The organism is Amaricoccus solimangrovi (assembly GCF_006385685.1).
Lineage (GTDB): Bacteria > Pseudomonadota > Alphaproteobacteria > Rhodobacterales > Rhodobacteraceae > Amaricoccus > Amaricoccus solimangrovi.
Genome location: NZ_VFRP01000012.1, coordinates 52,906 through 73,510, shown reverse-complemented (window position 1 = coordinate 73,510; position 20,605 = coordinate 52,906). Strand labels below are relative to the sequence as shown.

The window sequence follows — 20,605 nt, the reverse complement described above, 5'->3', positions numbered from 1 at the left end:
GGCGCGGCCGTCATGGCGCTTCGCGCTCCGCCCGGCGCAGCATGGCCGCCTGCGCGCCGGCGAGGAAGTAGAAGGGCACGGCGACGAAGCTCACCTCCATCCCGCCCTCCCCCAGCGCGTAGATCGCATGCATCCCGAGGAAACAGGCGATGGTGAGCGCCGCGGCGGAAAACTCGGCGTCGCCGCGGGCGAGGCGGATCAGCCGCGCGCTCGTGCCCGCGGTCGTCGCGAGGAAGGCGAGGAAGAGCGCGATCCCGACGCAGCCGAGCCTGCCGTAGACCGAGACGTAGGAATTGTGCGGCTCGCGCACCACGTCGTCGCTGACGCCCCGAAACGGGGTCAGCGGCATGCCGTAGCCGAGGCCGAGGAACCATTCGGCGGGGCTTCGCGCGAGATCGCGGTGGATCTCCGCCCACCAGCCGAGGCGCAGATCCACCCCCGCCGCGGCGTCGCGCGTGCTGGCGCCGCCCCCGCCCCAGGTCGCCTGGACGTGGCTCACCAGGAAATCGAGCGAGACGGTCTGGCCGAGCCGGCCCGGCAGATGGACCCCGCTCGCGAGGAAGAGCGCCAGCAGGAGCGCGGCGACGGCCCCCGCCCGCGCGAACCGCGCGAGTTCCCGGCGCGCGGAAAGGCCGAGCAGCGCGGCGAGGAAGACGATCTGCGGATAGGTGATCCGCGTCTGTGCGAAGGCGATCAGCACCATCACGACGAGCCCCGCCACGAGGCTCCGCGCGAGCGGCGGCCAGCGGTCGCGGAGCAGGATGTGGCAGACCGCCGTCAGCGCGACCGAGGAGGTGTCGACGAAGGTGAAGAAGAGCGGCGCGTCATAGCCCGACATCGACGCCACGCTGGGCGAGAACCGGACGAGCCAGGCCTGGAACGGATAGAGCAGCGCGTAGCAGGCGGCGGCGGGGAAGACCGCGTTCAGCCAGCGCGTCAGCGCCGGCCGGAAGCGCCCGTCCTCCGCCAGCGCGAAGCCGATCACGAAGAACCCGCCCTCGATCATGTTAGCCGCGTCGCGGATCGCCCAGGCGCCGCGGCGCGGCACGTCGAGGATCAGATGGCCCGCCGCGAGCACCCAGAGAGCGCAGAGCGCCGCGAAGGCGGGCGTCTCCGCGATCCCGCCGAGCCCGCGGCCGCCGAGCAGCAGCGCGCCGAGGCCGAGGCCGAGCACGATCTCGTTGACCGGCACGCCCGGGCCCACGGGGGGCACGCGCAGCAGCATGAAGCCCCCCGTCAGGATGATGTCCGCGGCCAGCGTCGCCAGCATGAGGTGGAGGAGCGGGCGGTAGAGCCGGCCGGGCAGCGCCGGGGTCATGACCAGCCGCGCGCGGCGAGCGCCGCCTCGTGCGCGGCGATCTCCTCCGCCCCGAAGCGCATCCCGAGGCGCCGGGCGGGATCGCCGCCCCGGATCTCGTAGGGCGCGACATCGTCGATGACGACCGCGCCCGCGGCGATGACGGCGCCCCGGCCGATCCGGACGCCGGAGAGGATCACCGCGCCATAGCCGATCCAGACGTCGTCGCCGATCTCGACCCGGCCCGACTGGCCGCCGCGCCCGGGATCGCCGACCCAGGGCGCGCGGCGCACCGGGACGCCGACCGAGCGGAAATCGTGGTCGCGCCGGCCGACGATGCCGACCGCGTTCGCGATCAGGACGCCCCGGCCGATGCTCCCGTCGACCTCGATCGTGCACCAGCGGCCGATGTAGCTGTCTTCGCCCACCGTGAGCCGCCGGGGCGCCCAGAGGCGGGAGCCGGGGCCGACATGCACGCGGGGCCCGAGCGTGACCCCCGCCCCCACCGCCAGCCGGCGCCAGACAAAGGCGCGCACCCTCTCCGGAAGGATCATGCGCTCAGCCTCGCCGCCGTCGCGACGGGAGAGCCGCGATGGTCCGCCGCCTGGCCACGTGTCCCGGACGGGCAACCGGCGCGGCTTCTCGCGGACGACGGGGCGGGCGGCCTTGCTTCACAACGGGGATTCCTTCGCGGACCGGGCCAGATCAGCGGCGAAACCGTTAAGAAGCCGATAAGAGGCGCGGTCCGGCGGCCAGGGCATCGGAAAGGAAGCCGACGCGCCGCTTCGCGCCCGAAACGATGGCTTAACCTTCCTCCTCTAGCCCTGAGCGGCGCCGGATCACGCCACAGGGAGGGACCGATGGCCACGCACCTCCGTCTCGCCGCCCTCCTCGCCGCGCCGCTCCTCGCCGCGCCCGCGCTCGCCGGATCCTACCTGCTCCAGCCGGGCGACGTGCTCGAACTCTATGTCGCCGGACGCGCCGAGATCCGCGCGCGCATGCCGGTCGACATCGACGGCGAGATCGTGGCGCCGCTCGCGGGCGTGCTGCCCGCCGCCGGCCGGCCGCTCGCCGAGATCACCGAGGAGATCCGCGCGCGCATCGCGATGGCCGCCCTGCCCGTCACCGGCGGGAACGGGCTCAGCAGCGCCGAGCACATCCATCCGAGCCTCGTCAGCGTGGGCCTCGGCGGCTATCGCCCCGTCTATGTGGATGGCGCGGTACGGCGCCCCGGCGCGCATGATTTCGTGCCCGGCCTGACGGCGCGCCAGGCGATCGCGCTCGCGGGCGGGATCGGTCCCGCCGGCGAGAGCGGCGATCCCGCGCTCCGGACGATCGAGCTCCGCGCCCGGATCGACGGCCTCCGCGCCCGCCTCCGCGCCTCGGAGGCGCGGATCGCGCGGCTGCGGGCGGAGGCCGATCCCGAGCCCGATTCCGCGACCGATCCCGAACCCGAGGCCGGGGACGCGCCGGAACCGGTCGCGCTCGAACGGCTGACCGGATCGCTCCGCCGGGCGCGGAGCCAGGCCGATCTCGCCTATCTCGACGCGGCGGCGGGCCTCGCGGCGACCGAGCACGACGCGCTCGCGCGCCAGCTCGCGGCCGAGACCGAGGGGGCCGCGGCCGACGCGGCCGAATTCGCCCGGCTGAGCGAGGCGGGCAAGGCCGGTTCGATCACCGCCGCGCGGCTCGCCGAGTCGCGCCGCGGCCTGCTCTTCGCCCGTTCCGGCCAATGGGAGACCGAGGCCCGTCTCGCCAGCCTCGCGCGCGACCAGCGCCTGCTCGGCAACCTCCGCGCCCAGCGCGCGCTCCAGGCCCGCGAGGAGGCGGCGGCGGCGCTCGCCGGCGAACTGCCGGCGCTGGAGGGACTCCGCGCCGAACTCGCCGCGGCCGGGGAAACGCTCGCCCGCGTCGCGGGCGCCGGCGCCGCGTCGCGGCTCCGCGTCGAGGTGAGCCGGGGCGCCGCCCCCGCCCTGGCCGTCGCGCCGGGCGAGGACGCGCCGCTGCGGCCGGGCGACATCGTCCATGTCGCCCCCGCCCCCGATCCCGCCAGAGGAGACCGCGAATGACCGACTGGAGCTTCCCCGCCGCGGCCGCCTGGGCGCCCCCCGGGACGCGCGAGACCGCGTGCGAACTCGACGCCGCGCTCGGCGCGGCGCGGGCCGGGATGCGCTTCTTCCTCGGCGACATGCCGGAGCTTCTCGACCTTCTCCGCTCCGCCCCCGCGGGCGGGCGGATGATCACCGTCTGCAACGTCCACATGCTCGTCGCCGCCGGCCGCGACCGGGCGCTCGCGAGGGCGATGCGGGGCGCGGCCTTCTCGCTCTGCGACGGCCAGCCGGTCGCCTGGCTCCTGTCGCTCCTGACCGGGGGCCGCGTCCCCCGGATCACCGGCCCCGACCTTCTCGCGGCGATGCTCGCGGCCCCCGGCCTGCGCGTCGCGCTCGTCGGCGGCGGCGAGGCGGTGCTGGCCCGCCTCGCCCGAGACCTGCCGGAGGCGCGGCGCGGCGACGTGCTGATGATCGCGCCGGGCCATGTCGCGGAGGGCGAGGGGCCGAGCCCGGAGATCCTGGCGGCGCTTTCGGCCTTCGGACCCCGCTTCGTCCTCGTCGGGCTCGGCTGCCCGAAACAGGAGAAATGGATGGCGCGGGCGGTCGCGGAACTGCCCGCGACCTTCGTCGGCGTCGGCGCCGCCTTCGACTACGCCGCGGGCGGGATCAGCCGGGCGCCGCGGGCGCTCCAGGCCGCGGGCGGGGAATGGCTCTGGCGGCTCGCGCAGCAGCCCCGGCTCCTGCGCCGCTACGCCGGCACGATCCTCCCCTTCCTCGGCATCCTCGCGCTCGGTCTGCGCGCGGCCGCGCTCCGCCGCCCGCGCGCGCCGCTGCCCCGCCGCCTCTGAACGTCAACCCCGCCCGCCCCGGACCCCAGCATGGAGATCGATGTGGACCAGCAACCCAAAGTCGCGCTGATCACCGGGGTGACGGGTCAGGACGGCGCCTATCTCTCGGAATTCCTGCTCGCGAAGGGCTATGTGGTTCACGGGCTGAAGCGCCGCTCCTCCTCCTTCAACACCGGGCGGATCGAGCATCTCTACCAGGATCCGCACGAGGGCGACCCCCGCTTCATCCTCCATTTCGGCGACCTGACGGACGCGACCAACCTGATCCGCGTCGTGCAGGAGGTCCAGCCGGACGAGATCTACAACCTCGGCGCGCAGAGCCATGTGCAGGTGAGTTTCGAGACGGCGGAATACACCGCCAACGCCGACGGGCTCGGCACCCTGCGCCTGCTGGAGGCGATCCGGCTGCTCGGTCTCGCGGGCAGGACGCGGTTCTACCAGGCCTCGACCTCGGAACTCTACGGCGCGGTCCGGGAGACGCCGCAGCGCGAGACGACCCCCTTCCGCCCGCGCAGCCCCTACGCGGCGGCGAAGCTCTACGCCTACTGGATGACGGTGAACTATCGCGAGGCCTATGGCATCCACGCCTCGAACGGGATCCTCTTCAACCACGAGAGCCCGCTCCGGGGCGAGACCTTCGTCACCCGCAAGATCGCGCGCGCCGTCGCGGCGATCTCGCGCGGCCGGCAGGAGCGGCTTCACCTCGGCAATCTCGACGCCCGGCGCGACTGGGGGCATGCGCGGGACTACGTGCGCGGCATGTGGCTGATGCTGCGGCGGGACACCCCGGGAGACTACGTGCTCGCGACCGGGGAATGCCACAGCGTGCGCGAATTCGTCGAACTCGCCTTTCGCGAGGTCGGGATCGCGATCCGGTGGCGCGGCGAGGGGGTCGAGGAGCGGGGCTACGACGCGGCCGGGCGCTGCCTCGTCGCGGTCGATCCGCGCTACTTCCGCCCGACGGAGGTGGACCTGCTGCTCGGCGCGCCGGACAAGGCGCGCGAGACGCTGGGCTGGCGCCATACGGTGCGCTTCGAGGATCTGGTGGCGGAGATGGTCGCCGCCGAACTTGGCGCGTTCGACACCGAACCGGCGGAGGTCGTCCGCCTCGCCCGCCGCTCCAATGGCTGAGCCGATGACGCCGCCCTATCGCCTCGCCGGCAAGCGCGTCTTCGTCGCCGGGCATCGCGGCATGGTCGGTAGCGCCCTCGTCCGCCGCCTCGCGCGCGAGGATTGCGAGATCCTGACCGCGCCGCGTCCCGGCGTGGACCTGACGCGGCAGGAGGAAACCGAGGCGTTCCTGCGCCGGGCGCGGCCCGAGGCGGTCTTTCTCGCCGCGGCGCGCGTCGGCGGCATTCTCGCCAATGCGACGGCCCCGGCGGATTTCCTCTACCGGAACCTGATGATCGCCGCGAACGTGATCGAGGCCTCCCGCGCGGTCGGCGTGGAGAAGCTCCTCTTTCTGGGATCGAGCTGCGTCTATCCCCGCCTCGCGCCCCAGCCGATCCCGGAGGAGGCGCTCCTGACCGGCCCGCTCGAGCCGACGAACGAGGCCTACGCGGTGGCGAAGATCGCCGGGATCAGGCTCTGCCAGGCCTGCCGCGCGCAGCACGGCGCCGACTTCATCGCCGCGATGCCGACCAATCTCTACGGTCCCGGCGACGATTTCGACCTCGCCACCAGCCACGTCCTGCCCGCGCTGATCCGCAAGGCGCGCGAGGCGCGGCGCACCGGCGCGCGGCGGATCGAGCTCTGGGGCACCGGGACGCCCCGGCGCGAATTCCTGCACGTGGACGACTGCGCCGACGCGCTCACGCATCTGATGAAGACCTTCTCGGGACCGGAGCCCGTCAATATCGGCGCGGGCGCGGATATCGCGATCCGCGACCTCGCCGCGCTCGTCTGCCGGCTGACCGGCTGGGAGGGCGAGTTCGCCTTCGACGCGACGAAGCCCGACGGAACGCCCCGCAAGCTCCTCGACACCTCCCGGCTCGCCGCGCTCGGCTGGCGGCCCCGGATCGGGCTCGAGGACGGGATCCGCGCGGTGATCGACTGGTACGACCGCGAGGCGGAGGCGGCGCCCGCCTGAGCGCGGCGCGGCGGATGGGAGACGCCCCGTGAACACGATGAGCCCGCGCCACCGGCCGGAGGAGCCGCTTCCGCCCCCGGCGGACGACGGCGTGCCGAACCTCCGGCGCCTCGCGATGATCGCGGCGCGCCATTCCCGCGGGCTCACGCTCGCGGGGCTCGCCGGGCTCGGCCTCGCGAGCCTCTGGCTCGCCCTCGCCCGCCCCGCCTACGAGGCCCGGGCGCTGGTGCTGATGAGGCGCCCGGCGCCGCTCGCGGCCGGCCTGCCGGACGGCCCCGGCACGATCCCCGCCGCGGAGCTCCGCGGCGAGCTCGAGGTGATGCGCTCGCGCGAACTGGCCGGGGAGGTGCTCGCCCGCCTCGGCCCCGACCATCCCTTCGCCGAAGCGGAGGAGGATCCGCTGCGGGACCGGGTGCGGGTCTCGCGGCTCGAGGAGTCGCACATCTTCCTCGTCGAGGCGACCGGCCCCGACCCCGAAAGCGCCGCGCGGCTCGCCAACGCGGTCGCCCGGAGCTACGTCGCCCGGCGCGAGGCCGCCGCCGCCGCCGCCGCCGGCGCGCGCCGGGCGGCGCTCGGCGCGCGCGTGGCCGAATTGCGCGCCGCCCTCGGCGCGCGCCAGGCCGAGATCCTCGCCGCCTCCCGCGCGCCGGGGGGGTTCGACGAGGCGATGATGCGGCGGGGAGAACTCGAACAGCTGCTCGAGAGCGACCGCGCCGCCTATGCCGGCGCGCTCTCGGCGCTGCGCGCGGCCGATCACGACGCCGATCCGGGCGAACTCCGCGCCAGCGTCCTGAGCGACGCGGCGCCCCCGCTGGAGCCCAAGGGGCCGAAACCCTTCATGATCCTGACCCTCGGCCTCTTCCTTGGCCTCGCCTGCGGCGGCGGGCTCGCGCTCGCGCGGGAAAATCTCGACGACACGCTCCGGACCGGCGACGAGATCCGCCGCCGCCTCGGCCAGCCCTTCCTCGGCTACCTGCCCCGCCTGCCCGCCGTGCGCAGCCGCGCCGGCAATCCGGCGCATCCGGTCTGGCGCGCCGCCGCCGCGCATCCGCGCTGCCGCTACGCCGAGACGCTGCGCTTCCTCCGCGCCCGCGCGGAGAGCCGCCGCGTTCCCGGCGCGGCGCTCACCCTCGGCCTCTGCTCGGCCCGGCCGGGCGAGGGCAAGTCGCTCGCCGCCGCCAATCTCGCCGCGCTGCTCGCCGCGGAGGGCGGCCGGACGCTGCTGATCGACGCGGACCTGCGCGGCGAAGGCCTCGGCGACACTTTCGCGCCCGAGGCCCGCCTCGGCCTCGGCGACCTGCTCGCCGCGCCCGAGTCCGCCTGGATACCCCGCCGGGGAGAGGGCCCGGGCGGCGAAGGCCTCGCCTTTCTCCCCGCGCGCGGCGCCAGCGCGCCGCTCCATGTCGAGGCGGAAGCCTTCGGCCGGTTCCTCGCCGCCCGGCGCGCGGATTACGACTTCATCCTCGTCGACCTGCCCGCGCTGGAGGAAGCCGCCCTCACCCGCGCGATCCTGCCGCTTCTCGACGGCTGGGCGGCGCTCGTCCGCTGGGGCGCGACCCCCGCCCACGCGCTCCGCGCCATCCTGCGCGAGGAGCCGGGGCTGACGCGGAACCTGCTCGGCGTGCTGCTCACCGACCTCACGGCCAGGGATCTCCGCCGCCACACGCCGCACGCCGGGCCCGCGCATGACGGCTGAGCGGATCCTCCGCGCGGCGCCGCTCATGCTCCTCGCCGAGCAGGCGGCCTTCGCCCTCACCGGCCTCGCGACCCAGCTCCTGCTCGCCCGCGCGGTGACGCCCGCGACCTTCGGCGCCTACAGCGTCGCCTCCACCTTCTTCCTGATCGCGGCGATCGCGCACCAGACCTGCGTGATCGAACCGATGCTGGTCTTCTCCGCCGGCCGGCTCCGCGACGCGCTGCCGCGCTACCACCGGCTGCTGCTCGGGCGCTGGTCGATCCGGTTCAGCCTCGGCCTCGTCGCGGCGGGGCTGGCGCCGGCGGCCTTCGCGCTGGCGCGCGGCGCGGCGCCGGTCGCGGCCGCGCTGCTCGCCTTCGCCCTCGCCGCGCCGCCGATCCTCTACCTCTGGCTCCTGCGCCGGATCGCCTTCGCGCTCGGCCGGCCCGGCCTCTCGCTCGCCGCGACGCTGATCCACGCCGCCGCGACGCTCGGCCTTCTCGGCGCCGCCCGCGCGCTCGGCGGGCTCGGCCCCGCCGCCGCGATCCTCGGCCCCGCCCTCGCCGCGGTCGCCGCCTCCGCCTTCCTCGCCCGCCGGCTCAGCTGGCCGCCGGGGAGCGCGACCCCGCCCGCGGACCTGCGCGCGCGCCACCTCGCCTACGGCCGCTGGGCGCTCGGCGCCGAGGCGGTGAACTGGGCGCTGACGAACGGGCCGCTGCTCGTCCCGCCGCTCTGGCTCGGCCTCGCGGCGGCGGCGCAACTGCGCATGCTCGCGCTCGTCTTCATGCCGCTCTCGCAGGCGAGCGCGGTCGCGAGCCTGCTGCTGCTGCGCCGCTTCGCAAGGACCGGCGGCGGGGATGCGATGACCACCATCACCGCGCTCCTCGGCTTCGCCGGCGGCGGCGCGGCCTATACGCTCGCCACCGTCGCCGCCTGGACGAAGGCCGAGCCACACCTGCTCGGGCCGGACTACCGGATCGAGCCGCTGCTCCTCGCCATCGCGGGCTGCGGCGCGACCTGCCTCGTCGCGGCCCAGGCCTTCATCGTGAACCTGCGCGCGCGCGAGCGGACCGGGGCGGTGCTCGCGGCCAGTCTCGTCGCGCTCGCGACCCTCGCGGCCCTGCTGCCCGCGGCGCTTCCCCATGGCGTCGCGGGGGTGCTCACGGCCCAGGCCGCCGCCTGGGGCGCCGCGCTTCTCGCGGCGGGCCTGCTCGCCACGCTTCCCGCGGTGTCGGCGCGCGCGCGACACTTTCCCGGAGAGACAGGGACAACGGAACCGGAGGCCGCCCCTTGACCCGACGCTCGATCACCATGGTGGCGGGCCGCGACGCGCTCGGCTACGCCGAAGTCGCCATCGGCTCGCTGCTCGCGAACTGCCGCGATCCGATCCGCTTCACGATCCTGACCGACGGCCCGGCGGAGAAACGCGCCTACGCGGAGCTGCTGGCCCGGCTCCCCTCCGACACGCCGCGCGCGGTCCACGACGCCGCCGAATGCGACGCCCGCGCCGAGGCGGCCTTTCGCGCGCATCCGGCGCTCCGCGCCTTCCGCCGGGGCCACCCCTGCTGGCGCAAGATCACCGACCCGACGCTCTTCGCCGCGCCGGGCGCGGAGATCGTCGTGCTCGACCCGGATCTCGTGTTCCCGAACCCCTTCACCTTCGAACCGGCGCCGCCCGGCCGGCTCCTGCTGATGCGCCAGCGCCGCCACTGCCTGCTGCCGGCGGAGGTGGTCCGCGCCGCCTTCCGCGCCGGCTACGCGCTCGTCCATCACACCGACATCGGCGTGGCCCAGCACGGCCCCCTGCCCTGGGACTGGATCGAGGAGGCCATCGCCCGGATCGGCGGCGAGAGCCTGCCGCGCGTCGCTCATGTCGAATCGATCCTCTGGGCGATGATCGCGGCGCGGATCGGCGGCGGCTATCTCTCGCCCCGCGCCTGGGCCTGCTGGGAGCGGTCGGCGGGAAAGCGGCTCCTGATGCTCGCCGGGCTCGGCGGACCCGGCCTGCTCCGGCTCGAACGCGCCCACCGGCTCAAGTGCTTCCATGCCAGTTCGGGAGCCAAGGACTGGCTGGCCGAGGCCGCCCGGCGCGGCATCCCGCGCCCGGGCGCCCCCCGCCTCGCCCCGACGCCGGTCGAGCCCTTCGTGACCATCTCCCCGGAGGAATTCGAGCGCGGCGAGCGGGCCAAGGCGCGCTATCACGCGGCGACGCGGCGGCTCCGGCTGCGCGACCCGTTCCACCCGGCACCCGCGCCATGAGCCGCCGCTTCCTGCTCTCCTGCTTCGCCTGCGACCCGCGAGCGGGATCGGAACCCTATGTCGGCTGGCACTGGGCGCGGCGCGTTCATGCCGGGCACGCGCGCATCGTGCTGACCCGCCGCCACCACCGCGCCGCGCTCGCGCCCCACGCGGGCGACGGGCTCGAGTTCCGCTTCTTCGACCTGCCCTTCCTCGCCGGGCTCGACCACCGCCACCGGCTGATGAAGCTCTATTACATCCTCTGGCAGATCGCGGTCCTGCCCTACGCGGCCTGGATCGTCCGGCGGGAGCGGATCACCGACATCCATCACGTCACCTACAACGCGGTCGATTTCCCCGGACTGCTCTGGGCGATCCCGGGGCCCCGGTTCCTCTGGGGGCCGGCCGGGGGCGGCCAGACGCCGCCCCGCGCCCTCGCCGCCTTCTACGGCGCGGGCTGGCGGCGCCAGGTCTGGCGCGCGCGGATGAAGGCGGGGCTGCGCTTCAATCCCTTCGTCCGCCTCGCCCTCGCCCGCGCCACGCTGGTGCTCGCCGCCAACGCCGAGACGGAGGCCCGGCTCGCGCCGCTCGCGCGGTCCGGCCGCGTCCGGCGGATGCTGGAGACGGCGATCGACCCGCCGGCCGCGACGCCCCGGCAGGCGCGGGATCCCCTCCGCGTGCTCTGGGTCGGCCGGTTCGAGCCGCGCAAGGCGCCGGGGCTGCTCCTCGGCGTCGCGCGCGCGCTCTCCATCGCCCGGCCCGGCGACTTCGCCTTCACGATGATCGGGGCCGGCCCGCTCCTCGCGGAGATCCGCGCCGCCGCCCTGGATATCCCCGGCCTCGCCGTCCGGGGCGAGATCCCCTTCGCCGCGATCGGCGACGTCTATGCCGCGGCGGATGTGCTCGCCTTCACGAGCCTTCAGGACACCTCCGGCAACGTGGTGCTGGAGGCGCTGGCGGCGGGCATTCCGGTCGTGGCGCTCGACCATCAGGGCGCCGCGGAGATCCTGCCCCCGGGCGGCGGCCTGCTCGTGCCGGTCGGCCCGCCGGAAGCCGTCATCGGCGGCTTCGCGGAGGCGCTGATCCGGTTGACCGATGCCGAAACCTACGCCGCCGCGTCGCGCGCGGCGCTCGCCAATATCCGCGCGCATCACACCTGGGACAGCCGCGCCGCCCGCTTCGCCGGGCTGATCGACGCGGCCTCGCCCGCTCAGCCCTCGGCGAAATCGGCGCGGGCGATGCCGTAGCGGCGCAGCTTGTCGTAGAAGGTCTTCTTCGGCAGGCCGAGGCTTTCCATCGTCGCCCTCGGATCGCCGCCGCTCGCGCGGAGCGCGGCGCGGATCTCCTCCGCCTCGAACCGTTCCACCCGTTCGGGCAGCGTCGGACCCGCCGCCGCCGGAGGCGCCTCCGGCGGCTCGACGCCCAGCACCACGCGGTCGGCGTAATGGGCGAGTTCGCGCACATTCCCCGGCCAGTCGTGCGTGGCGAGCCGCGCGGCGATGGCGGGGCCGATCTCCGGCGCCGGCCGCCCGAACCGCGCCGCCGCGGCCTGGGCGAAATGCGCGAAGAGCAGCGGCGCGTCCTCCCTGCGCTCCCGAAGCGGCGGGATGCGCAGCGTGACGACGTTCAGCCGGTAGTAGAGATCCTCGCGGAAGCTCCCCCGCGCCGCGGGATCGCCGAGATCGACCTTGGTCGCCGCGACCACGCGCAGGTCGAGCGCGCGCCGCTCGTTGGTGCCGAGCGGTTCCACCTCGCGCGTCTCGAGCACCCGGAGCAGCTTCACCTGCGTCGCGGGCGCGCAGGATTCGATCTCGTCGAGGAAGAGCGTCCCCCTGTGCGCGTGCTCGATCCGCCCGACCCGCCGCTTCTGCGCGCCGGTGAAGGCGCCCGCCTCGTGGCCGAAGAGCTCGCTCTCGAGCACGCTCTCGGGCAGCGCGCCGCAGTTGAGCGCGACGAAATGATGCTTCGCCCGGCCGCTCCAGTGGTGCAGCAGCCGCGCCACTACCTCCTTGCCCGAGCCGGTCTCGCCGAGGATCAGCACGTCGACGTCCATCGCCGCCACGCCCCGAATCGTCTCGCGCAGCCGCCGCATCGCGGGCGCGTCGCCGAGCAGCGGCACCTCGTCGGGCGCCGCCGCCGCGGCCGCGCGCAGCCGCCGGTTCTCGAGCACCAGCCGCCGCTTTTCCGCCGCCCGCCGCGCCGCGCCCAGAAGCCGCTCCGCGTCGAAGGGCTTCGGGATGAAGTCGTAGGCCCCCTCCTTCAGCGCCGCCACCGCGAGGTCGATGTCGCCATGCCCGGTCACGAGGATCACCGGCAGGTCGGGATCGAGCGCCCTCACCTGGTCGAAGAGCTGGAGCCCGCTCATCCTGGGCATCCGGATGTCGGTGATGACCGGCCCCTCGAAATCCGCGCCGAGCGCCGCGAGCGCCGGCTCCGCCGCCTCGAAGGCGCGGACATCGAACCCCGCCAGCGCCAGCATCTGCCGCGTCGCCGCGCGCAGGTCCGCGTCGTCCTCCACCAGCAGGATCGGCTGCGTCATTCCACCCTCCTCAGCTCCAGCGTGAACGAGGCGCCCAGCGTCCCGTCCTCCGGATCGAGCCGAAGCTCGCCGCCGAATTCGCGCGCGAGGTCGCCCGAGATCACGAGGCCGAGGCCGAGCCCCGTCTCCTTCGTCGTGTTGAAGGGCAGGAACAGCGTCTCCCGCGCCGCCGCGCCGATTCCGGGGCCGTTGTCGCGGATCGAGATCGAGACCGTCTCCGGCCCCTCCGCCACCGCGATCCGGATCTGGGGCGCCTCCCGCCCCCGCAGCGCGTCGAGCGCATTGCCGAGCAGGTTGACGAGGATCTGCTCGAGGCGGATCCGGCCCGCGCGCACCGCCGCGCCGCTGAGCGGTCCCCTCCGGATCTCCACCCCCGCCTCGCGGATCCGGCCCGAGAGGAGCGCCAGCGCGCCCTCGATCGCCTCCTCCACGCCGACGCGCCGCTCCTCCGCCGCGCCGCGGCGGGCGAAGCCGCGCAACTGCGCGGTGATCGCGCCGATCCGCTCCGTCACCTTCGCGATGGCGCCGAAATTCCCGCGCGCCTCCTCGGCGTTCCCGAGCGCCGCGAACCGCGCCCCGGTATCGGCATAGGCGCGGATCGCGGCGAGCGGCTGGTTGATCTCGTGCGCGACCCCGGCCGCGATCTGGCCGAGGATCGAGAGCCGGTTCGCCTGCGCCAGTTCCTCGCGCAGCCGCCGCGCGCGGTTCTCCGCGCCCTCGCGCTCCGCGATCTCGGCGCGCAGCTCCTCGGTCCGCGCCGCCACCCGCCGCTCCAGTTCCGCGTTCATCTCCGCGAGCGCCCGCGCCCGCTCCGCCGCGCGCCGCCGCCGCCGCCAGAGCGCGTAGGCGCCCGCGACGAGCAGGAGCCCGGCGAGCAGCGTCGTCAGCGCCGCGTTCCAGGCCGCGGCCGCGATCCCGCCGGCGACCGGCGCGAAGAGCATCAGCCGCCAGCGGAGCCCCGCCTCGGTCACCGGCCCCGCCGCGCTCGCATGGATCCGCCCGTCGAGCCGGGCGAAACCCTCGCCCGTCCAGTCGATCGGCACCACCGGGATCGGCGCCGCGCCCAGTTGCAGCGCCCGCCGCGCCTCGGCCGGATCGCCAAGCTCGCGCGTCGCGGTGAAGCGCCGTTCCGGCGCGCTGGTCGCGAGCACGACGCCGCGCTCGTCGATCACCAGCGCGACGAGCCCGCTCTCGCGCCAGCGCGCCTCGAGCTCGTCGAACTCGACCTTCACCACGACGACGCCGAGCGGCCCGGCCGGCCCCTCGACCCGGTGCGAGAGATAGAGCCCCGGCCGCCCGCTCACCGTGCCGAGCGCGTATTGCGCCGCCGCTCCCTCGCGCAGCGCCCGCGTGAAATAGGCGCGGAACCCGTAGTCGGCGCCGACGAAACTGTCCGGCCGCCCCGCGTTGCTCGCCGAGATCGCCACGCCGTCGCGCCCGATCACATAGATGACCGAGGCGCCCGATTCCGTCGCGATCGCGGCGAGCTTGGCATCGAGCTCCGCCCGGCCGGCCCCCTCCGCCAGCGCCGCGCGCACCTCCGGATCGCGGGCGAGCACGACCGGGACGACGCGCTGCTTCTCGACCACGCCGGTCAGCGCGCTCGAGGCGAGCGGCAGCGCCGCCGCCACCCGCCCGAGCTCGGCCGCCGCCGCCCGCTCCCCGGCGATCCGCGCCGCGAGCAGGGCGAGGCCGATCACGGCGAGAAGCCCGAGGAGAAGCGCGAGCCGGACCTTCCGGCGCGAAGGCGCGGCGGATGCCGCGGGCGGAACGGGATCGTCCATCGCCCGAAGCTAGTGCGGATTTCCGCACTCGGCCAGTCCGGGCGGTGCGGAATCCCGCCCCGCGCGCGCGTCACCGGGCCATGCGTCCGGCGGCAAGCGGCCATGCCGCAAGGACATTCCGTCCCTCCGGCCACCTGGCACGAAACATGCTTGAACGCCTTTCATCCGGGCGGCGGTCCGGACGGAAAGCGGGGCGCGCCGACGCGGGCGATCCCCCGATAACGGAGGAACACGCATGCATCTCGCACCCCCCGCCCCCGGCGAAATCCGCGCGGCGACCCCGCTCTACAGGCAGCTCTACGTCCAGGTGCTGGTCGCGATCGCGCTCGGCATCACCATCGGCCATTTCTGGCCCGAGATCGGCGCGAGCCTGAAGCCGCTCGGCGACGCCTTCGTGAAGCTCGTCAAGATGATCATCGCGCCGGTCATCTTCCTGACCGTCACCACCGGCATCGCCGGCATGAGCGACCTCAGGAAGGTCGGCCGGGTCGCGGGCAAGGCCTTCGCCTATTTCCTGACCTTCTCGACGCTCGCGCTGATCGTCGGCCTCATCATCGGCAACCTGATCCAGCCGGGCGCCGGGCTCAACATCGACCCGGCCTCGCTCGACGCCGCGGCCGTGGCCGACTACGCGAGCAAGGCGCATGACACGACCGTGGTGGGCTTCCTCTCGGGCATCATCCCGGCCACGCTCGTCGGCGCCTTCGCCGATGGTGACATCCTGCAGGTGCTTTTCATCTCCGTCCTCTTCGGCATCGCGCTCGGCATGGTGGGCGAACGCGGCGCGCCGGTGCTGAGCTTCCTCCAGGCGCTGACCGAGCCGATGTTCAGGCTCGTCGCGATCCTGATGAAGGCCGCTCCCGTGGGCGCCTTCGGCGCGATGGCCTTCACGATCGGCAAGTACGGCATCGGCGCGGTGCTGAATCTCGCCTTCCTCGTCGGCACCTTCTACCTCACGGCGCTCATCTTCGTGCTCGTCGTGCTCGGCGCGGTCGCCCGCTTCAACGGCTTCTCGATCCTGAAGCTGATCCGCTACCTCAAGGAAGAGCTGCTGCTCGTGCTCGGCACCTCGTCCTCGGAAGCGGCGCTGCCCTCGCTGATGGAGAAGCTCGAGAACGCCGGCGCGAAGCGTTCGGTCGTCGGCCTCGTGGTTCCGACCGGCTACAGCTTCAACCTCGACGGCACCAACATCTACATGACGCTGGCCGCTCTCTTCATCGCGCAGGCGACGAACACCCATCTCTCGCTTGGCGAGCAGATCCTGCTCCTCCTCGTCGCGATGCTGTCCTCGAAGGGCGCCGCGGGCATCACCGGCGCGGGTTTCATCACGCTGGCCGCGACCCTCTCGGTCGTGCCCTCGGTCCCCGTCGCCGGCATGGCGCTGATCCTCGGCGTCGACCGCTTCATGTCCGAATGCCGCGCGCTCACGAACTTCGTCGGCAACGCGGTCGCGACGCTGGTCGTCGCCCGCTGGGAGGGCGAGCTCGACCAGGAGCGGCTCCACGCGGTGCTGAACGGCGAGATCGCGGTGGACGAACAGGGCGAGCCCCTCGACGGAACGGCCGCCGCCGCCTGACTTCCCCCGCCACTCGAAGCAGGAAAGGCGCGCCCCCCGGGGCGCGCCTTTCTCATGCCCGGGCCAGCGCGGCGAAGGACGGGCGCAGCGCCCGGTAGAGCGCGCGGTACCGGGGCAGCGCCCCGGCGAGCGCGCGGGCGAGATCCGGATCGGGCAGGATCCGCCCCGCCTCCGGCGCCGGGGTCAGGAAGGTCGCGGGCTCCGCCCCCTCGAGCGTCGCCAGCGCCACCCGCGCGACGCCGAGCGCCGCGCCCGAGCCGCCGCCGTCGCGCAGCACGAGCGGCGTGTCGAGCGCCGCGGCCACCAGCGCCAGCAGATCGGGCGAGCGCGTGCCCCCGCCCACCACCGAAAGCTCCGCCGGCACCCCGCCCGCGCCCCGGAGCGCGGCGAGCCCGTCGGCGAGCGCGCAGGCGAGGCCGCGCAGCACCGCCCGGCCGAGATGCGCCGGCCCGTGCGCGAGGCCGAGGCCGAAGACGACGCCGCGCGCGTCCGGATCGTCATGCGGGGTGCGCTCGCCCGCGAGATAGGGCAGGAAGACCGGCGCCTCCTCCGCGGGATCGAGCGCCGCCGCCTCGGCGAGCAGTTCCGGCACGCTCCGCCCGGTCATCCGCGCCGCCCAGGCGATCGCCCCCGCCCCGCTCTGGAGCGCCGCCGCGCGGTACCAGAGGCCGGGCAGCCCGTGCGCCAGCACCTGCAGCCCGCTGCCGGGCGCCGGGCGCCAGACGTCCGCGGTGATCGTGATCTGCGCCGAGGTGCCGAGCGAGACGAACCCCTCCCCCGGCGCGACGAGCCCGAGGCCGAGCGCCCCGGCCGCGCCATCCCCCGCCCCGGCGATCACGACGGGCGCCGCGTCGAGCCCCCAGGCCGCCGCGAGCGCGGGCCGCAGCCTGCCGGTCGGCTCCGGCCCCTCGACGACGCGCGGCAGGCTCACCCTCGGCATGCCGAAGTGGTCGAGCGCGCGGTCCGACCAGTCCCGCGCCGCCTCGTCGAGCAGCAGCGTGCCGGCGGCGTCGCAGGGATCGGTCGCATGTTCCCCGGTCATCCTCAGGCGCAGGTAATCCTTGCAGAGCGTCAGCCGGCGGGTGGCCGCCGCGACGTCCGGCTCGTGGCGTGCGAGCCAGACATGCTTGCAGGCGGTCATGCCCGGACCCGGCCGCAGTCCCGCCGCCGCCTCGAGCCAGGGGAGCGCCGCGGCCTCCGCCGCCTCCCGCGTGGCGCGGGTGTCGTTCCAGAGGATCGCCGGGCGGAGCGGCCGGTCGGCACCGTCGAGCCAGACCGCGCCATGCATCTGCCCCGAAAGCCCGATCGCCCCCACCGCCGCGAACTCCCGGGGCGCGTCGGCGCGGAGCGCGCCGAGCGCGGCTTCGAGCGCGCGCCACCAGTCCTCCGGATCCTGTTCCGAGGCGCCGGGCCCGGGGCTCCGGACCGGAACCGGCGCCTCGGCGGCGGCGCGCACGCCGCCCGCGTCGATCAGCACCGCCTTCAGGGCCGAGGTGCCGAGATCCAGTCCGAGCGCCGTCGCCATTCCCGTCCTCCCCCGCCGCGCGCGCGATCCGGCGCGCGGCGCCCTCGGCGCGGGGTCAGATCGCGTCCTCGCCCGCGCCGCGCGGTTGCGTTCCCGGCTTCGCCCGCGCCGGCGGGCGCGCCGCCGCGGCCTTGTCCGCCATCAGTTCGTACCACATCGCATTCAACACCGCGAAGGCCGCGGCCAGCGGCAGGCCGAGGATCCAGGCGAAATACCACATCTCTCGTCTCCTTTCGGGTTTCAGTAGGAATGGCCCCTGCCGTCCTGGATCGCGCGCGCGTCGACCTTGCCCCAAAGCACGCGATAGACCCAGGTCGTGTAGGCGATGATCAGCGGCAGGAAGATCACCGTGGCCGCGAGCATGACGAAGAGCGTCATGTGGCTCGACGAGGCGTCCCAGACGGTGAGGCTCGAACGGGGATCGACCGAGGAGGGCAGGATGAAGGGGAACATCGCGAGGCCGACGCTCGCGACGATCCCGAAGATCGAGAGCCCGCTCGCGAGCAGCGCCAGCCCGCCCCGGCCGAGCGCCATCAGCCCCGCGGCGATCAGCGGCCCGGCGAGGCCGAGCGCGGGCGCGACCATCATCCAGGGATGGGCCTCGTAGTTCCGGAACCAGGCGCCCGCGGCCACCTCCACCGACTTGGCGAGCGGGTTCGACGGCCCGTCCGTCACGACCGTGCTCGTGACCGCGTAGCCGTCGACGCCGAGCCAGAGCCAGATCCCGGCGAGCGCGTAGAGGATCGCGGTCAGCAGCGCCGCGGAGATGCCATAGCCGCGCGCCCGCGTCTCGACCGGGCCGGAGGTCTTCAGCATCAGCCAGGCCGCGCCATGCATCGTGAGCATCGCGACCGAGATGAGCCCCGCGAGCAGCGCGAAGGGGTTGAGCAGTTCGAAGAGCGTCGTGCCGTCGTAGAAGATCCGCATCGCATCGTCGAACCGGAAGGGCACGCCCCTCAGCACGTTTCCGACCGCGACGCCGACCACCAGCGCGGGCACGAGCCCGCCGACGAAGAGCCCCCAGTCCCAGCCCGCGCGCCAGCCCGGCCCCTCGCGCTTGGAGCGGTACTTGAACCCGACCGGCCGCAGGATCAGCGCGAAGAGGATCAGGAACATCGCGAGGTAGAAGCCCGAGAAGCTGACCGCGTAGAGCGGCGGCCAGGCGGCGAAGATCGCGCCGCCGCCGAGGATCAGCCAGACCTGGTTTCCCTCCCAGACCGGGCCGACCGCGTTGATGACGACGCGGCGCTCCAGATCGTTCTCCGCGACGAAGGGCAGCAGGATCTGCGTGCCGAGGTCGAAACCGTCCATCACGGCGAAGCCGATCAGGAGCACGCCGAGCAGCACCCACCAGATCAGGCGCAGCGTGTCATAGGCGATGAGGTCGTGCAGGATCATGGTCTCACTCCGCGGCCACGAGGGCGCCGGGGGCGAGCGGCGCCTCCGGCCCGGTATCGGGATCGGGCCCCTTGCGGATCGCGCGGAGCATCAGCCCCATCTCGACGATGAAGAGGCAGGTGTAGATGGCGATGAAGCCCAGCAGCGTCGTCAGCACCGTCGAGGCGCCGAGATTCGAGACCGCGGCCGCCGTCGGCAGCACGCCCTCGATGCTCCAGGGCTGCCGCCCGACCTCGGCGACGACCCAGCCGAGTTCCGCCGCGAGCCAGGGCAGCGGAATCGCGATCACCGCGACCCGGAGCAGCCACCGCCGCCGGTCGAGCGCGCGCCGCGCCGAGAGCCAGAAGAAGGTGCCGGTCAAGAGGATGAAGAAGAAGCCGAGGCCCACCATCGTCCGGAAGGCGAAGAACATCGTCGGCACGTTCGGCACCGTGTCCCAGGCCGCCTTCTCGATATCGGCCTCCGTCGCCCGGCGCGGATCCTCGACATAGCGCAGGAGCAGGAGCGCGTAGCCGAGCCGGTGGCCGAGATCCCCGAAGGTCGCCTTAGCCTCCGCCGGGGCCGCGTCGCCGTTCGGCGCCGCGCGGATCGCCTGGAGCGCGTCATAGGCCCGGATCCCGTCGCGGATATGGTCCTTCGCCTCCTCGACCAGATCGAAGATGCCGGGGATCTCGCGCGTGAGCGAGCGCGTGCCGATCAGCCCGAGCACACCCGGAACCTGCACCGCGAAATGCGTCTCGCGCGCCCGCTGGTCCGGAAGGCCGATCAGGTTGAAGGCGGCCGGCGCGGGCTCGGTGTGCCACATGCCCTCCATCGCCGCCATCTTCATGCGCTGGTGCTCGGTCGTGAGATACCCGCTCTCGTCGCCCAGCACGACGACCGAGAGCGAGGCGGCGAGGCCGAAGGAGGCCGCGACCGTCATCGAGCGCCGCGCGAGCTTCAGGTGCCGCCCGTTGAGCAGATACCAGGCCGAGACGCCGAGCACGAAGATCGAGGCCGTCACATAGCCCGCCGAGACGGTATGGACGAATTTCGCCTGCGCGACCGGGTTGAACATCACGTCGAAGAAGCTCGTGATCTCCATCCGCATCGTCTCGGGGTTGAAGGCCGAGCCGACCGGGTTCTGCATCCAGCCGTTCGCGATCAGGATCCAGAGCGCCGAGAAGTTCGAGCCGAGCGCCACCGCCCAGGTCGCCGCCAGATGCCCGATCTTCGAGAGCCGGTCCCAGCCGAAGAAGAACAGGCCCACGAAGGTCGCCTCGAGGAAGAAGGCCATCATCCCCTCGATCGCGAGCGGCGCGCCGAAGATGTCGCCCACGTACTGGCTGTAATAGCTCCAGTTCATCCCGAACTGGAACTCCATCACGATGCCGGTGGCAACGCCGACGACGAAGTTGATGCCGAAGAGCACGCCCCAGAACTTCGTCATCTGGCGCCAGATCGTCCGGCCGGTCATCACATAGACCGTCTCCATGATCGCGAGCAGCACCGAGAGGCCGAGGGTGAGCGGTACGAAGAGGAAGTGAAAGAGCGCCGTGGTTGCGAATTGCAACCGGGAGAGCGCGACGATGTCGAGTTCCATGAG

The 20,605-nt window shown here is 74.1% G+C and carries 17 protein-coding genes; 9 read left to right on the top strand and 8 right to left on the bottom strand.

Annotated elements, in window-relative coordinates:
- Nucleotides 1-10 precede the first annotated feature (10 nt).
- Both FJM51_RS23775 and FJM51_RS24805 read right to left on the bottom strand, forming a co-directional pair.
- Nucleotides 11-1,318, bottom strand: a complete 1,308-nt coding sequence (locus FJM51_RS23775) for a hypothetical protein (protein WP_181164549.1) — start codon at nucleotides 1,316-1,318, stop codon at nucleotides 11-13.
- Complete coding sequence (locus FJM51_RS24805; RefSeq protein ID WP_140454607.1) at nucleotides 1,315-1,851, bottom strand: DapH/DapD/GlmU-related protein; 537 nt, start codon at nucleotides 1,849-1,851, stop codon at nucleotides 1,315-1,317. The genes FJM51_RS23775 and FJM51_RS24805 overlap by 4 nt, the downstream gene beginning before the upstream one ends.
- 306 nt (nucleotides 1,852-2,157) lie before the next feature.
- Between FJM51_RS24805 and FJM51_RS13160 the strand changes: the two genes are divergently transcribed.
- The 8 genes from FJM51_RS13160 to FJM51_RS13125 are packed head-to-tail and all read left to right on the top strand — an operon-like array spanning nucleotide 2,158 to nucleotide 11,445.
- Nucleotides 2,158-3,366: a polysaccharide biosynthesis/export family protein gene (locus FJM51_RS13160; protein WP_181164548.1), complete on the top strand. Its 1,209-nt coding sequence runs from the start codon at nucleotides 2,158-2,160 to the stop codon at nucleotides 3,364-3,366.
- Entirely contained in the window at nucleotides 3,363-4,196 is an 834-nt protein-coding gene (locus FJM51_RS13155) for a WecB/TagA/CpsF family glycosyltransferase (RefSeq protein WP_140454605.1), read from the top strand. Before FJM51_RS13160 ends, FJM51_RS13155 begins: the two co-directional genes overlap by 4 nt.
- A gap of 30 nt (nucleotides 4,197-4,226) precedes the next feature.
- Entirely contained in the window at nucleotides 4,227-5,327 is a 1,101-nt protein-coding gene (gmd, locus tag FJM51_RS13150) for a GDP-mannose 4,6-dehydratase (RefSeq protein WP_140454604.1), read from the top strand.
- A gap of 4 nt (nucleotides 5,328-5,331) precedes the next feature.
- Nucleotides 5,332-6,285, top strand: a complete 954-nt coding sequence (locus FJM51_RS13145) for a GDP-L-fucose synthase family protein (protein ID WP_210240282.1) — start codon at nucleotides 5,332-5,334, stop codon at nucleotides 6,283-6,285.
- Nucleotides 6,286-6,313: 28 nt separating this feature from the next.
- On the top strand, nucleotides 6,314-7,981 hold the full coding sequence (locus tag FJM51_RS13140) for a hypothetical protein (RefSeq protein WP_140454602.1): 1,668 nt from the start codon (nucleotides 6,314-6,316) through the stop codon (nucleotides 7,979-7,981).
- Nucleotides 7,971-9,254 (top strand): hypothetical protein, encoded by a 1,284-nt coding sequence (locus tag FJM51_RS13135; RefSeq protein ID WP_140454601.1) that lies wholly within the window; start codon nucleotides 7,971-7,973, stop codon nucleotides 9,252-9,254. Before FJM51_RS13140 ends, FJM51_RS13135 begins: the two co-directional genes overlap by 11 nt.
- Nucleotides 9,251-10,219, top strand: a complete 969-nt coding sequence (locus FJM51_RS13130) for a hypothetical protein (RefSeq protein WP_140454600.1) — start codon at nucleotides 9,251-9,253, stop codon at nucleotides 10,217-10,219. The genes FJM51_RS13135 and FJM51_RS13130 overlap by 4 nt, the downstream gene beginning before the upstream one ends.
- A complete protein-coding gene (locus tag FJM51_RS13125) occupies nucleotides 10,216-11,445 on the top strand; it encodes a glycosyltransferase family 4 protein (RefSeq protein WP_140454599.1) in 1,230 nt (409 codons plus the stop codon). Before FJM51_RS13130 ends, FJM51_RS13125 begins: the two co-directional genes overlap by 4 nt.
- On the opposite strand, the gene FJM51_RS13120 is transcribed toward FJM51_RS13125, so the two are convergent.
- On the bottom strand, nucleotides 11,409-12,737 hold the full coding sequence (locus FJM51_RS13120) for a sigma-54-dependent transcriptional regulator (RefSeq protein WP_140454598.1): 1,329 nt from the start codon (nucleotides 12,735-12,737) through the stop codon (nucleotides 11,409-11,411). The two genes, FJM51_RS13125 and FJM51_RS13120, sit on opposite strands and share 37 nt — an antisense overlap.
- Nucleotides 12,734-14,521 (bottom strand): sensor histidine kinase, encoded by a 1,788-nt coding sequence (locus FJM51_RS13115; RefSeq protein ID WP_140454597.1) that lies wholly within the window; start codon nucleotides 14,519-14,521, stop codon nucleotides 12,734-12,736. The genes FJM51_RS13120 and FJM51_RS13115 overlap by 4 nt, the downstream gene beginning before the upstream one ends.
- 235 nt (nucleotides 14,522-14,756) lie before the next feature.
- Here FJM51_RS13115 and FJM51_RS13110 point away from each other — a divergent pair, with 235 nt between their 5' ends.
- The gene (locus tag FJM51_RS13110; protein WP_140454596.1) at nucleotides 14,757-16,097 is read left to right on the top strand and encodes a dicarboxylate/amino acid:cation symporter; all 1,341 of its coding nucleotides are present in this window, start codon (nucleotides 14,757-14,759) and stop codon (nucleotides 16,095-16,097) included.
- 52 nt (nucleotides 16,098-16,149) lie between these two features.
- On the opposite strand, the gene xylB is transcribed toward FJM51_RS13110, so the two are convergent.
- Genes xylB through FJM51_RS13090 form a run of 4 tightly spaced genes read right to left on the bottom strand, consistent with a single transcriptional unit; the run spans nucleotide 16,150 to nucleotide 20,602 of the window.
- Nucleotides 16,150-17,622, bottom strand: coding sequence for a xylulokinase (xylB, locus tag FJM51_RS13105; RefSeq protein WP_140454595.1), 1,473 nt, complete (start codon nucleotides 17,620-17,622; stop codon nucleotides 16,150-16,152).
- Nucleotides 17,623-17,677: 55 nt separating this feature from the next.
- Nucleotides 17,678-17,842 carry a cytochrome bd-I oxidase subunit CydX gene (gene cydX, locus FJM51_RS23770; RefSeq protein WP_181164547.1) on the bottom strand — a complete coding sequence of 55 codons (165 nt, stop codon included), beginning with the start codon at nucleotides 17,840-17,842 and terminating at the stop codon, nucleotides 17,678-17,680.
- Nucleotides 17,843-17,862: 20 nt separating this feature from the next.
- Entirely contained in the window at nucleotides 17,863-19,020 is a 1,158-nt protein-coding gene (gene cydB, locus FJM51_RS13095; RefSeq protein WP_140454594.1) for a cytochrome d ubiquinol oxidase subunit II, read from the bottom strand.
- Nucleotides 19,021-19,024: 4 nt separating this feature from the next.
- Entirely contained in the window at nucleotides 19,025-20,602 is a 1,578-nt protein-coding gene (locus tag FJM51_RS13090) for a cytochrome ubiquinol oxidase subunit I (RefSeq protein WP_140454593.1), read from the bottom strand.
- Between the last annotated feature and the right edge of the window lie 3 nt (nucleotides 20,603-20,605).